The organism is Pantoea phosphatilytica (genome assembly GCF_051025615.1).
In the GTDB taxonomy this organism is placed as follows: domain Bacteria; phylum Pseudomonadota; class Gammaproteobacteria; order Enterobacterales; family Enterobacteriaceae; genus Pantoea.
On the sequence record NZ_JBPFDF010000001.1, the window covers coordinates 1,847,870 to 1,860,544 of the forward strand.

General features: G+C 54.6%; 12 protein-coding genes. 4 read left to right on the forward strand and 8 right to left on the reverse strand.

The window, feature by feature from the left end; translation table 11 throughout:
* Window positions 1-31: 31 nt before the first annotated feature.
* The 3 genes from ACR6AS_RS08840 to lrhA form a co-directional block, all read right to left on the reverse strand.
* A complete protein-coding gene (locus ACR6AS_RS08840; RefSeq protein WP_009089012.1) occupies window positions 32-709 on the reverse strand; it encodes a NuoB/complex I 20 kDa subunit family protein in 678 nt (225 codons plus the stop codon).
* A gap of 15 nt (window positions 710-724) precedes the next feature.
* Window positions 725-1,168 (reverse strand): NADH-quinone oxidoreductase subunit A, encoded by a 444-nt coding sequence (locus tag ACR6AS_RS08845; RefSeq protein ID WP_003854246.1) that lies wholly within the window; start codon window positions 1,166-1,168, stop codon window positions 725-727.
* 638 nt (window positions 1,169-1,806) lie between these two features.
* Window positions 1,807-2,730, reverse strand: a complete 924-nt coding sequence (gene lrhA / locus ACR6AS_RS08850; RefSeq protein ID WP_003854247.1) for a transcriptional regulator LrhA — start codon at window positions 2,728-2,730, stop codon at window positions 1,807-1,809.
* 961 nt (window positions 2,731-3,691) lie between these two features.
* On the opposite strand from lrhA, the gene ACR6AS_RS08855 reads away from it, so the two are divergent.
* Together ACR6AS_RS08855 and yfbR are read left to right on the forward strand one after the other, a co-directional pair.
* Window positions 3,692-4,909, forward strand: a complete 1,218-nt coding sequence (locus ACR6AS_RS08855) for a pyridoxal phosphate-dependent aminotransferase (RefSeq protein ID WP_293771996.1) — start codon at window positions 3,692-3,694, stop codon at window positions 4,907-4,909.
* A gap of 69 nt (window positions 4,910-4,978) precedes the next feature.
* The gene (yfbR, locus tag ACR6AS_RS08860) at window positions 4,979-5,578 is read left to right on the forward strand and encodes a 5'-deoxynucleotidase (RefSeq protein WP_434161788.1); all 600 of its coding nucleotides are present in this window, start codon (window positions 4,979-4,981) and stop codon (window positions 5,576-5,578) included.
* A gap of 27 nt (window positions 5,579-5,605) precedes the next feature.
* Here yfbR and ACR6AS_RS08865 read toward each other — a convergent pair whose 3' ends face one another.
* From ACR6AS_RS08865 to yfbV, 3 genes are all read right to left on the reverse strand, one after another.
* Complete coding sequence (locus ACR6AS_RS08865) at window positions 5,606-6,265, reverse strand: sugar phosphatase (protein ID WP_293771999.1); 660 nt, start codon at window positions 6,263-6,265, stop codon at window positions 5,606-5,608.
* 13 nt (window positions 6,266-6,278) lie between these two features.
* Window positions 6,279-6,773, reverse strand: coding sequence for a YfbU family protein (locus tag ACR6AS_RS08870; protein WP_293772133.1), 495 nt, complete (start codon window positions 6,771-6,773; stop codon window positions 6,279-6,281).
* Window positions 6,774-6,918: 145 nt separating this feature from the next.
* Window positions 6,919-7,371, reverse strand: a complete 453-nt coding sequence (gene yfbV / locus ACR6AS_RS08875; protein ID WP_111140467.1) for a terminus macrodomain insulation protein YfbV — start codon at window positions 7,369-7,371, stop codon at window positions 6,919-6,921.
* Window positions 7,372-7,708: 337 nt separating this feature from the next.
* Here yfbV and ackA point away from each other — a divergent pair, with 337 nt between their 5' ends.
* Window positions 7,709-8,911 (forward strand): acetate kinase, encoded by a 1,203-nt coding sequence (ackA, locus tag ACR6AS_RS08880; RefSeq protein ID WP_111140466.1) that lies wholly within the window; start codon window positions 7,709-7,711, stop codon window positions 8,909-8,911.
* Window positions 8,912-8,996: 85 nt separating this feature from the next.
* The gene (gene pta / locus ACR6AS_RS08885) at window positions 8,997-11,126 is read left to right on the forward strand and encodes a phosphate acetyltransferase (RefSeq protein ID WP_111140465.1); all 2,130 of its coding nucleotides are present in this window, start codon (window positions 8,997-8,999) and stop codon (window positions 11,124-11,126) included.
* A 96-nt stretch (window positions 11,127-11,222) separates the two neighbouring features.
* On the opposite strand, the gene yfcD is transcribed toward pta, so the two are convergent.
* Both yfcD and yfcF read right to left on the reverse strand, forming a co-directional pair.
* On the reverse strand, window positions 11,223-11,747 hold the full coding sequence (gene yfcD / locus ACR6AS_RS08890) for an NUDIX hydrolase YfcD (protein WP_293772003.1): 525 nt from the start codon (window positions 11,745-11,747) through the stop codon (window positions 11,223-11,225).
* A gap of 108 nt (window positions 11,748-11,855) precedes the next feature.
* Entirely contained in the window at window positions 11,856-12,497 is a 642-nt protein-coding gene (yfcF, locus tag ACR6AS_RS08895; RefSeq protein ID WP_111140463.1) for a glutathione transferase, read from the reverse strand.
* Between the last annotated feature and the right edge of the window lie 178 nt (window positions 12,498-12,675).

Sequence of the window (12,675 nt, forward strand, 5' to 3'; positions counted from 1 at the left end):
GCTGCAGGCGCGATTGTCCATCCATACGGTGTTAAACTTCGTCCGGGCTGCGCAGGTTTGTGACTGCGATGCGCTCGCCGCGTTTTCTTTCACGCTCCGACTGCATATTGGCGCGATAAACGCCCTGATCGCCCACTACCCATGAGAGCGGACGGCGCTCTTTGCCGATCGACTCCTGCAGCAGCAGCAGCGCCTGCATGTACGCTTCCGGACGTGGCGGGCAGCCTGGAATATAAACATCAACCGGAAGGAATTTATCGACGCCCTGCACAACCGAATAGATGTCATACATGCCGCCGGAGTTCGCACAGGCGCCCATGGAGATGACCCATTTCGGTTCCAGCATCTGATCGTAGAGGCGCTGAATCACTGGTGCCATTTTGGTGAAAGGGGTGCCGGCGATGACCATAAAGTCAGCCTGACGTGGCGAGGCACGCATAACTTCTGCACCGAAACGGGCGACGTCGTGAACCGCGGTGAACGAGGTCGTCATTTCCACGTAACAACAGGACAGGCCGAAGTTATAAGGCCAGAGTGAGTTTTTACGTCCCCAGTTCACCATGTCATGCAGGGCATTTTCGAGTTTGCCCATGTAAACGCTGCGGTGAACGTGCTGCTCCAGCGGATCACTGACGATTTCCTGCTTTTGCAGAGGGTAACGGTCGTTCTCACCACCGTTCGGGTCTATGCGGGTGAGCGTATAGTCCATCTTATTGCCTCTCTTTTACTGCTTATGAGGATTGGTGTGACTGACCGTAGTCGTTTTCACCACTACGCGACGGCGAGCTGGCGCCCAGTCCAGTGCGCCGATGCGTACCAGATAGACCAGACCCGCCAGGAGCACCAAAATGAAAATTGCGGCTTCCACAAAGCCGACCCATCCGCTTTCACGGATCGAGGTCGCCCATGCGTATAAAAAGAGGGCTTCGACGTCGAAGATGACGAAAAACATCGCAACCAGATAAAATTTTGCCGACAGGCGGATATGGGTATCACCAACGGATTCGATGCCCGATTCGAATGGCGTATCTTTGTAGCGTGCGCGTGCTCTGCCGCCAAGCAGCCATCCTCCGGTCAGCATGAAAGCACACAGGCCAAAGGCAATAACGATAAAGACGATAAACGCCCAGTGCTGAGCGATGATTTCGGTGGTAGTTGACATACTCATTGCTTACTCATCAAAAGTGGCGCTGGCATCCTGCACGCGTTTCCCGCAGCAAACTGACCACATCGATTCAAGGGAAGGGTAAAAACCTTTTAAATGTTGCTGTTATTATTTAATAAACAGCAATTTTATGGGGTTTTTTACTCCTTTCTATAACCTTTTGTCAACTTTGACAAAAGTATCCAAACATTATTTCACACCTGCATCATATTATTAACAAATGATGCCCCGCTTTCCAGCTAAATCGCTTCAGTCTGTAGGGTTAATTTTAGTGTAGCGGGTATTCACATGCATGGATCGTGCATTTAACAAACATATTTTGACAGGTATCACTCTGTTTTCCTTCCCCTTACCAGGGGTATTTTCTTGATCCAGAACACACTTTTGCCCTTTTTGCGTGAAAATTCTCCACTTCAAATGGCGATACGAAACGGCGCGTTCATTTTTTCGGCTGATAAATTTCAGTTCAGGCTTGAGTGGAATTTACAGACAGGATAAAGGCAGGAGGGTTAACTGAAAAAAGGTAAAAAGAGGGAATCAGGCATAAAAAAGCCTCTCGTTCTCTTCAGGGAATGAGAGGCTTATTTATAAGCGTTTATTAAGACAGCCCAGCGGACATTGAGGAGAACACGTTAACGATATTACTCTTCGTCATCCAGCAGCAGCGCACCGTCCGGGTTGTTGCTCAGGTTATAAGGATCGTTGGTGGACTGCATGGCATTAAAGATAGCCAGCGCCAGCTCATTGTCGCTGTCAGGATTGCGGCACAGCAGATACTGCGTATCCGGCAGTACCGGCAGACCTTCGGCCGCCCCCATCACACGCAGTTCCGGGCTCATCATCTCTACCGGACGTGCGGTGACGCCCAGGCCTGCTTTCACCGCGGCACGAACAGCAGCCAGGGTCGAAGCCACATAGGAGATACGCCACGGAATGCCCGCCTCATTGAGGTGGTCGATCGCCATGTCACGGTAAGGGCTTGGCTCATCCAGCAGCACCAGCGGAATGGCTTCGCCGCGCTGGAAGATATAGTCTGCGGCGCAGTACCACAATGTGGGTGAAGTACGCAGTACCTGATAGGTAAAGTTGCCCGGGCTGGAGGTGGTCACAACCAGGTCCACTTCCCCCTGATTCAGCATCTCCATCATAAATGGATTACGTTTGACCCGCACATCGATTGCCAGCTTCGGATAAACCGAGGTCACCCGGTTCAGCAGGAACGGCAGAATCGTGTCTGAGGTATCATCAGAGGCACCGATGGTCAGGACACCCTGAATATTGCTGTACATCAGAGAGGTACAGGCTTCATCGTTGAAACGAAGGATTTTTCTGGCATAGCCTAAAAGCTGGATCCCGTGCTCTGTCAGCAACTTATTACGTCCATGTCTGGCAAACAGCTCTTTACCTACCAATTGTTCCAGACGCTGCATCTGCTGACTGACTGCTGACTGGGTTCTGCAGACCGCTGCAGCGGCAGCTGCAAAGGTATTCAAATCCGCAACGGCAACGAAAGTTCTCAGCAGATCGAGGTCGAGATTCAGTATCGGACGATTTGCATTAGTCATGTTTTTTCTTCACTTATAAGATTTTTACGAACTACTACCCTGGTGTTATTACAGGCTTATCAAAGTGATAAGCAGTAATGGTGCTCAATGACAGTCCTGTGTGAAGACTGGCACAAAGAAATTTTCATGTGGAGCCTGCACTGATGACGCTCCTGACGGGGTCACAATGCGCCTCAAGACAGAGACAACTTCTGAACCAATGGCACTGGGTGCGGAAATGCAGGAAGCTGCGTAATTGTCTCAATTCCCTCCGGACGTGTCGGACGGGACAAAAATAACGCTTTGCTCGCTGGCAGAACGATGCGGCAAAGTGCATTAAATAATAAATTATACTTAATCATTTTTGACTTCAAAATGGAAATGATTTTGTGAAAAGCGCTGTAAATTTTGTGCCAAAGGCATTTACGGACCCTTATGCCACATTACTGATCACTTTTTAAGCCTTCAGCATTCTGAAATTTAGTGAGGAAGTGTTAAGTGCGGCTCACAATCGTGCGACCTGAGTCTCATATGCGCCTCTTCTTCAGGCACTTTTTCCGCGCTTGCATGGCCTTAAAATGGCGACCCTTAAGCGCTGTTAAGGCGTCATCCTGGCGGATAGCCCAAAAACGCCTGAAAATTGATCGTTTGTAAAATATATTTTAACTATTTCACTAAGTGGGTATTTCCTGTTCCGGGAAAAACGTTGCGGCGTACCCTCTTTATTGCCCGACCATCTGCAAAGCGATATGTGGGCTGGGCTCGGCTTTCACCAGATTAAAATATCGAAACAGTAATCAATAGTGGTTTTATTAACCGCCCTTCTCCCCACTCTATCATTTTTACGCTGTGCGCCGGGCGAAAAGTTGTTGAACCCGCCAAAACGGGGCACCGCCCTTCTTTTGTGTCCGTGAGGAGAGTACATTGTGCTGGTTCGATTTCTGTGGCAGCCGAAAGGATGCTGCCCATTAAGGCGGTAACAATGACTTTTCAAATTGATAAATCCGGAAAACTCGATAACGTCTGCTATGACATCCGTGGTCCGGTATTGAAAGAGGCGAAGCGCCTCGAAGAAGAAGGCAACAAAGTTCTTAAACTGAACATCGGCAACCCCGCGCCGTTTGGTTTCGAAGCGCCCGATGAGATTCTGGTTGATGTGATTCGTAATCTGCCCAGCGCGCAGGGCTATTGCGACTCCAAGGGTCTCTATTCCGCCCGTAAAGCGATCATGCAGCATTACCAGGCACGCGAGATGCGCGATGTCACGGTAGAGGACATCTACATTGGTAACGGCGTTTCAGAGCTGATCGTACAGGCGATGCAGGCGCTGCTGAACAGCGGCGATGAGATGCTGGTGCCCGCCCCGGACTATCCCTTATGGACCGCCGCCGTTTCGCTCTCCAGCGGTAAAGCAGTGCATTATCTGTGTGACGAGTCAGCAGGCTGGTTCCCGGATCTGGATGATATCCGCAGCAAGATCACTCCCCGCACGCGCGGGATCGTCATTATCAACCCCAACAACCCGACCGGCGCGGTGTACAGCAAAGAGCTGTTGTTGGAAGTGGTGGAGATTGCGCGTCAGCACAACCTGATCATCTTCGCCGATGAGATTTACGACAAGATCCTCTATGACGAGGCCCAGCATCACTCTATTGCGGCACTGGCACCCGATCTGCTGACGGTTACGTTCAATGGCCTTTCCAAAACGTATCGCGTTGCCGGTTTCCGTCAGGGCTGGATGGTGCTGAACGGGCCGAAAAAGCATGCAAAAGGTTACATTGAAGGGCTTGAGATGCTCGCCTCTATGCGTCTCTGCGCCAACGTGCCGGCACAGCATGCTATTCAGACGGCTCTGGGCGGCTATCAGAGCATCAGCGAATTTATCATGCCGGGCGGTCGTCTTTATGAGCAGCGCCAGCGCGCGTGGGAACTGATTAACGACATCCCGGGCGTCAGCTGTGTGAAGCCACAGGGTGCGCTCTATATGTTCCCGAAAATTGACGCAAAAAAATTCAATATCTTCGACGACCAGAAGATGGTGCTGGATTTCCTGTTGCAGGAGAAAGTGCTGCTGGTTCAGGGCAGCGCGTTTAACTGGCCGTGGCCCGATCATCTGCGCATCGTGACGCTGCCGCGTGTGGACGATCTGGAGATGGCGATCAATAAGTTTGGCCGTTTCCTGCAAGGCTATCGTCAGTAATCACGCGCGCGTATACTGACGCTATTTGGGGAGAGCCGATCTCTCCCCTGCCGGTCAACAGGAACGCGCATGACTCAAAGCCATTTCTTTGCTCACCTCTCACGTCTTAAGCTGATCAATCGCTGGCCCCTGATGCGCAATGTGCGTACCGAAAATGTGTCCGAGCACAGCCTGCAGGTCGCCATGGTGGCGCACGCCCTGGCCGTGATCAAAAACCTTAAGTTCAGCGGAACGCTCAATGCCGATCGCATTGCGATGCTGGCGCTCTATCACGACGCCAGTGAGGTACTCACCGGGGATTTACCAACGCCGGTGAAGTATTACAACGCGCAGATCGCCCACGAATATAAGAAGATCGAGAAGATTGCCCAGCAGAAGCTGATCGCGATGCTGCCCGAAGAGTTTCAGGCGGTCTATGCGCCGCTGATCGACGAACATCAGCACAGCGAAGAGGAGCAGGCCGTCGTAAAGCAGGCGGATGCGCTCTGTGCTTATGTAAAATGCCTTGAGGAGCTCTCTGCCGGGAACAACGAGTTCTTACTGGCCAAAGCGCGGCTGGAGAAGACGCTGGCGCAGCGGCGTTCACCGGAGATGGATTACTTCGTTGAGGTATTTATTCCGAGTTTCAGCCTGTCGCTGGATGAGATCTCGCAGGAGACACCGCTGTAACCCGACGGCCAGGCCGCCGGGCTCTGCTTACTCTTTCTGACCGAAGCTGAAGCTGCCGTCAGACTTACGGGTTATCGCCAGCTGGGCCAGTGAGTCGAGCTGAAGCGCGACCTCATCCAGGCGTGGCGTGTGCGCGGAGGGCTTGATCGCGACCACCGCACAGCCCGCGCTCAGGCCGGATACGATGCCTGCGGGAGCATCTTCGGCCACCACACAGGATGATGCCGCTAAGCCGAGCTTCTCCGCGCCCAGCAGATAGGGATCGGGCTCGGGTTTTCCTTTTGCAACCTGCTCCGCCGTAATGAACACGTCAGGCGTCGGTAAGCCCGCAGCCCGATGACGCGCCTGCGCCACCGGCATTGAGCCGGACGTGACGATCGCCCAGGGGATCTGCAGCGCATTCAGCTGGTTTAGCAGCGATGCTGCGCCTGGCAGCGCCTGCACGCCCTCTGTGTCCGCCGCCTCCGCCTGTTCCAGCGCGATAAACTCTGCCTGAATCGCGGCTTCCGGCTGGCCTGCCATAAAATGACGCAGAGAGGTAATCGCCTGTTTGCCGTGAATGAAATCCAGAATCTCATCCGCCGCGATGCCATGACGGGCACCCCACTGGCTCCAGGCTCGCTCAACGGCTGGCAGGGAATCCACCAGCGTGCCGTCTAAATCAAAAAGAAAACCTCTGTAGGTCACGCGCTCCTCCTCATCAGGCATTAATCACTTGCGCAATTTCATTTGCACTCAAATGGTACTGGCGCGGACAAGTCTGCCATAAAGCCAGCATGCGTTGATACTTTTCCCACATCGGGGTCTGCGCATTAAAGCCGTGCGTACCGGAATCGAAGTGAGTGTAACGCCCTTCTGTATTGACCATGAAGCGTACATAGCCCAGCAGGCGGGCTTCTGTGACGGCATCGAAGCCCAGGAAAGCGAGCCGCCGTTCATCCAGCTGCGGGCGCTCTTTGAGATTCGACCAGGAGACGTGAAGCGCGTGATGCATTTCCATGATGTCGATAACCGTCCGGCAGACCGTTTCGCTGAGTTCGCCACACTCCTTGTCCAGCTCCCGCATCTGCAGCGCGTAACCGCGTTCGATAATGGTCTGGTAGCGGCGAAAGCGCTCGGCATTCTCCGGTTCAAGCATGGCCATGATTTTATACTGGTTGGTGAGTATCAAACGCTGTGCATGGGTCATTTCCATCATTCGCTCCCGGTCAGAGACCGCTCAGTTAACCGACAATAGCGTGATGATTGCATAGCGTCAGCGACACGGACATCGCCGTATCGCCTTTCATTGATTTGGCCGCAGGTCAGCGGTAAATATTTTACCGCCAGCCCGGGAAAGATCAGAGATCGTCGAGGAAAGTGCGGTCGAGCTGTTTAAACGCCCGCTTCAGCAGATCGGCCAGCGCCTGATAGGTTGGCTTGCCCTCTACCGGAGCGATCGCCTGCCCCGCTTCTTCCAGCCGGGTACGCACTTCGTGAAACCAGTTCAGCAGCGTCGGCGGCAGTGGCGTGACAGAGCGTTTACCCAGCCACCACAACCCCTGCATCGGCAGGCTGCAGGCAAACAGCGCCGTCGCCACGGCCGGACCTAACTGCCCGCCCATCGCAATCTGCCAGGTCAGCGTAAAGATCGCCAGAGGCGGCATAAAACGAATGGCGAAACGGGTCGCCGTTGAAACGCGATTTTCCGGGAACACGGGTGCCAGGCGCTTATCAGCAGGCCAGGTCTTCATATAGTGCTGGCCGCGCTGAAATATCCGAAACCAACTGGTACTGCCAGATTCATTCGCCATGGCTCACCTCAACTAATACTGCAAAGATTAAAAAATAGTTACAACTACACAACTTTACGTGACATCCTTCAATTATTTTTGTCTTTAAAGGGGACTCCGGCTATCCTGACGCCGCTCCGATACCCTTCGGATGCGGAATGCGCCTTTGGGAAGAGGCCTGAGCCCTATTTTCGACAAGGCAATTTTCAAATTTTCACGTAAGATTAACGAAATTTTTTGCGGAAAAGCAGAATTCTGTCTACCGCATGATGTTTGTCATTAATCTACCAGCTTTCATGGGCTACGCTGTTAGTCTGATTGCGTTTTATTTAGCCACTCTCAAAAAATAGGTACTTCCATGTCGAGTAAGTTAGTTCTGGTCCTGAACTGTGGCAGCTCTTCCCTCAAGTTTGCCATCCTTAACCCTGCAAGCGGTGAAGAATTCCTGTCGGGCCTGGCAGAATGTTTCCACCTTCCTGAAGCCCGCATCAAATGGAAGCTGGAAGGCGAAAAACAGGAAGCGCCTCTGGGTGCTGGCGCAGCGCATAGCGAAGCGCTGAACTTTATCGTTAAAACCATTCTGGCACAAAAACCTGAGCTTTCGGCACAAATTGCTGCAATCGGTCATCGCATCGTTCACGGTGGCGAGAAGCTGACGCAGTCTGTCGTCATTACGGAAGAGGTAGTTCAGGGCATTAAAGATGCCGCCTCTTTTGCACCGCTGCATAATCCGGCTCACCTGATCGGGATTGATGAAGCGATGAAAAACTTCCCTCACCTGTCAGATAAGAATGTGGCGGTATTCGACACGGCTTTCCATCAGACAATGCCGGAAGAGTCCTATCTCTACGCCCTGCCGTACAAACTGTATAAAGAGCATGGCGTCCGTCGCTATGGCGCGCATGGCACCAGCCACTTCTACGTGACCCACGAAGCCGCCAGAATGCTGAACAAGCCGCTTGAGTCACTGAACATCATTACCTGTCACCTCGGCAACGGCGGTTCCGTTTCCGCGATTCGCAACGGCGAGTGCGTAGACACCTCCATGGGTCTGACCCCGCTGGAAGGTCTGGTCATGGGCACCCGCAGCGGTGACATCGACCCGGCCATCGTCTTCTTCCTGCACGACACCCTGGGCATGAGCGTCGACGCCATCAATAAACTGCTGACCAAAGAGTCCGGCCTGCTGGGCCTGACCGAAGTGACCAGCGACTGCCGTTACGTGGAAGATAACTACGCCACTAAAGAAGATGCGAAGCGTGCGATGGATGTCTTCTGTCATCGTCTGGCGAAATATATCGGCAGCTACACTGCGCTGATGGATGGCCGCCTTGACGCCGTGGTATTTACCGGCGGCATTGGTGAGAACGCCGCGATGGTGCGTGAACTTTCACTGAAAAAGCTCGCGCTGCTCGGCTTTGATGTTGACCACGATCGCAACCTGGCAGCCCGTTTCGGCAAGTCAGGCTACATCAATAAGGAAGGCACCCGCCCGGCGCTGGTGATCCCGACCAACGAAGAGCTGGTCATCGCCCAGGACGCCGCGCGTCTGACCGCCTGAGTCCTTTTCGCCGTCAGCCCAGGCTGACGGCGTTGTTTCTGACACCCAGCCATGACTGAGAGGTTTAAACGTGTCACGTACAATAATGCTCATTCCGACCGGCACCAGCGTCGGCCTGACCAGCGTCAGTCTCGGTGTGATCCGCGCGATGGAGCGCAAAGGCGTCCGCCTCAGCGTATTCAAGCCGATTGCCCAGCCACGCAGCGGCGGCGACAACCCGGATCAGACCACCACCATCATCCGTAAAAACTCCTCCATTCCTGCCGCCGAACCGCTGCAGATGTCACGCGTGGAATCACTGCTGGGTTCGAACCAGCAGGATGCGCTGATGGAAGAGATCATCTCCCGTTACCATGCCAGCAGCCAGAATGCTGAGGTGGTGCTGGTTGAGGGTCTGGTGCCGACCCGTAAACATCAGTTCGCCAACGCGCTGAACTATGAAATCGCCAAAACCCTGAACGCGGAAATCGTCTTCGTGATGGCGCTGGGCAATGACTCTCCGGCACAGCTCAAAGAGCGCATCGAGCTGACACAGAGCAGCTTCGGCGGCCAGAAGAACAAAAATATCACCGGCGTGATCATCAACAAACTCAACGCGCCGGTTGACGATCAGGGGCGTACCCGCCCTGACCTGTCAGAGATTTTCGATGACTCGTCCAAAGCCAGCATCGCCAACATCGATCCTAAACAGCTCTTTTCGGACAGCCCGCTGCCAGTGCTGGGCTGCGTACCGTGGAGCTTTGATCTGATCGCAACCCGTGCGATCGATATGTGCCGCCATCTGGATGCCCGCATCATTAACGAAGGTGAGATTCAGACCCGCCGGGTAAAATCGGTTACCTTCTGCGCGCGCAGTATCCCGCACATGCTGGAACATTTCCGTCCGGGCTCACTGCTGGTCACCTCAGCCGACCGCCCCGATGTGCTGGTCGCCGCCTGTCTGGCCGCCATGAACGGCATTGAGATCGGTGCCATCCTGCTGACCGGTAACTACGAGATTGACGACCGCATCGCCCGTCTTTGTGAACGCGCCTTCCAGACCGGCCTGCCGGTGTTTATGGTGAAAACCAATACCTGGCAGACCTCACTGAGCCTGCAGAGCTTCAACCTGGAAGTGCCGGCTGACGATACGCAGCGCATTGAGAAGGTGCAGGAGTATGTCGCCGGCTACATCAACGCGGAGTGGATTGAGTCCCTGACCGCCACCTCAGAGCGCAGCCGTCGCCTTTCACCGCCAGCCTTCCGCTATCAGCTGACCGAGCTGGCGCGTAAAGCGGGCAAACGCGTGGTGCTGCCAGAGGGCGATGAGCCGCGTACGGTGAAAGCCGCCGCCATCTGTGCCGAACGCGGTATCGCGACCTGCGTTCTGCTGGGCAACCCGGATGAGATCCAGCGCGTCGCTGCGGCTCAGGGTGTTGAACTGGGTAAAGGCGTAGAGATTGTTGATCCTGAACAGGTGCGTGAAAACTACGTGCCGCGCCTGGTCGAACTGCGTAAGAATAAAGGCATGACCGAAGTGGTCGCTCAGGAGCAACTGGAAGATAACGTGGTGCTGGGCACCATGATGCTGGAGAGCGGCGAAGTCGATGGTCTGGTGTCCGGTGCAGTACACACCACCGCCAACACCATTCGTCCGCCACTGCAGCTGATCAAAACCGCCCCGAACAGCTCACTGGTCTCCTCCGTGTTCTTTATGCTGCTGCCGGAGCAGGTGCTGGTCTACGGTGACTGCGCGATTAACCCCGATCCAACGGCTGAGCAGCTGGCAGAGATTGCTATTCAGTCAGCCGATTCTGCCAAAGCCTTTGGCATCGATCCGCGCGTGGCGATGATCTCCTACTCTACCGGCACATCAGGTGCAGGCAGCGATGTGGAGAAAGTCCGTGAAGCGACCCGTATCGCTCAGGAGAAACGTCCGGATCTGGTGATTGATGGTCCGCTGCAGTATGACGCCGCGATCATGGAAGATGTGGCGAAATCGAAAGCGCCAGACTCGCAGGTTGCCGGTCGCGCAACGGTGTTCATCTTCCCGGATCTCAACACCGGTAACACCACCTATAAAGCGGTACAGCGTTCAGCTGACCTGATCTCTATCGGGCCGATGCTGCAGGGTATGCGTAAGCCGGTCAACGACCTGTCGCGCGGCGCACTGGTAGATGACATCGTCTATACCATCGCTCTGACCGCCATTCAGTCCCAGCAGGCGGAAGGCTAACCTCTGGTGCTCACGAAAAAGGCATGCCGCAGGGCATGCCTTTTTTTTTGCCGGTTAGCCGGCAATACGCCCGGTCACGCGACCGGGAGCGTTCACTCAGGCGCGGTTATCGCCGTTGCGGCTCATCCAGAGTGACAGCGCTTTCAGCGAATCGTCAGTGAACTCGTCACAGCGCGCAGTGATCTCATCGGGCGTCATCCAGATAATCTCATCGACTTCCGACTCCTGCATGGCGAAAGGCCCATGCGAGACGCAGCTGAAGAGACCGCCCCAGACGCGGCAGTGCTGATCTTCGAAGTAGAATTTGCCATGCTCAGCAAACGGCACCGCGGCAATCCCCAGCTCCTCTTCTGCTTCACGGCGCGCAGATTCAAGCATATCTTCACCGCTCTGCACTACGCCGCCTGCGGTCGCATCCAGCTTGCCCGGCATAAAATCTTTTATCTCAGTGCGGCGCTGCACCAGAATCCTGCCCATGCCGTCATGAACCACGATATAGGTGGCACGATGACGCAGACACTGAGCACGCATCTGCGCGCGTGTCGCCTGAGCAACGACTTCATTCTCTTCGTTAACGATATCGACCCACTCGATGCCGTCACCCGCGGTTTGATCCACCATCAGTAACCCTTTCCAGTTTGGCGTACACCTGGGTACGCAGTTTGCCACGTCGTTATTTTTATGTGGCGTAAGGTAATCACTTCCGCCAGCCTGAGCAAGCCCTGGCGCTTACCGATTTTTACCACTTTCTGCTAACCACAGCTGTACCGAGGCTCGCTGCCACTGAAACTCAGCATAATGCCGAAGACGAGCGGGCAAGGGGTCGCCATGCAGGACCAGCCGGTTAAGCATCACCGCCAGATCGGTATCGGCAATGGACCACTCGCCAAACAGGTTCTGCTGCCCGTCCGGCAGCAGGCGCTCGACCGCGGTAATCAGTTTATCCACCGCCTGCTGCGCGGAGGCCGTCAGCGGCGCAAAGCGTTCTCCGGCAAACAGCACCTCGGTCGGTCGCTCCTGACGGATCCAGAGAAAATCGCTGCGCAGCCAGGCCTGGATTTCCCGGGCGCGGGCGCGCTTCTCCCGGTCACGGGGATACAGGCGTTCAAATTCGGGTGCCGGGAACCGCTCTTCGAGATATTCGGTAATTGCCGAAGATTCGCTTAACAGAAAAGTATCGATTTGCAGGGTCGGAACCCGGCAGGTCAGCGACAGCGCGCGGTACGCCTCGGCATATTGCTGATTCTGAGACAAATCGACGCGTTTAAGCTGAAAGGGGATCCCTTTTTCGGAGAGAGCAACATAGGCCGACATGGCGTAAGGACTGAAAAATGATGAATCGGACCACAGGGTGATGGGCGGATAATTCATCGGTTACCTCAATTGGCTGTCAGGGTTGCATCATGTTTACCGATTTTTTTTTGGGAAGGCAACGGCGGGCTCATCCGATCTCTGCTGCCGGAAGAAGAAAGCGCGACGCGACGCACGATAGAGTGGCACGACTCTTCTATGCTGAAAGGTGCAAATAACAAAAACATCAAGGGAGCCG

Excerpts from the sequence above, each read along its gene's own strand:
- ACR6AS_RS08840 (WP_009089012.1), bottom strand. The coding sequence starts at position 709 with ATGGACTATACGCTCACCCGCATAGACCCGAACGGTGGTGAGAACGAC.
- ACR6AS_RS08845 (WP_003854246.1), bottom strand. The coding sequence starts at position 1,168 with ATGAGTATGTCAACTACCACCGAAATCATCGCTCAGCACTGGGCGTTT.
- lrhA (WP_003854247.1), bottom strand. The coding sequence starts at position 2,730 with ATGACTAATGCAAATCGTCCGATACTGAATCTCGACCTCGATCTGCTG.
- ACR6AS_RS08855 (WP_293771996.1), top strand. The coding sequence starts at position 3,692 with ATGACTTTTCAAATTGATAAATCCGGAAAACTCGATAACGTCTGCTAT.
- yfbR (WP_434161788.1), top strand. The coding sequence starts at position 4,979 with ATGACTCAAAGCCATTTCTTTGCTCACCTCTCACGTCTTAAGCTGATC.
- ACR6AS_RS08870 (WP_293772133.1), bottom strand. The coding sequence starts at position 6,773 with ATGGAAATGACCCATGCACAGCGTTTGATACTCACCAACCAGTATAAA.
- yfbV (WP_111140467.1), bottom strand. The coding sequence starts at position 7,371 with ATGGCGAATGAATCTGGCAGTACCAGTTGGTTTCGGATATTTCAGCGC.
- ackA (WP_111140466.1), top strand. The coding sequence starts at position 7,709 with ATGTCGAGTAAGTTAGTTCTGGTCCTGAACTGTGGCAGCTCTTCCCTC.
- pta (WP_111140465.1), top strand. The coding sequence starts at position 8,997 with ATGCTCATTCCGACCGGCACCAGCGTCGGCCTGACCAGCGTCAGTCTC.
- yfcD (WP_293772003.1), bottom strand. The coding sequence starts at position 11,747 with ATGGTGGATCAAACCGCGGGTGACGGCATCGAGTGGGTCGATATCGTT.
- yfcF (WP_111140463.1), bottom strand. The coding sequence starts at position 12,497 with ATGAATTATCCGCCCATCACCCTGTGGTCCGATTCATCATTTTTCAGT.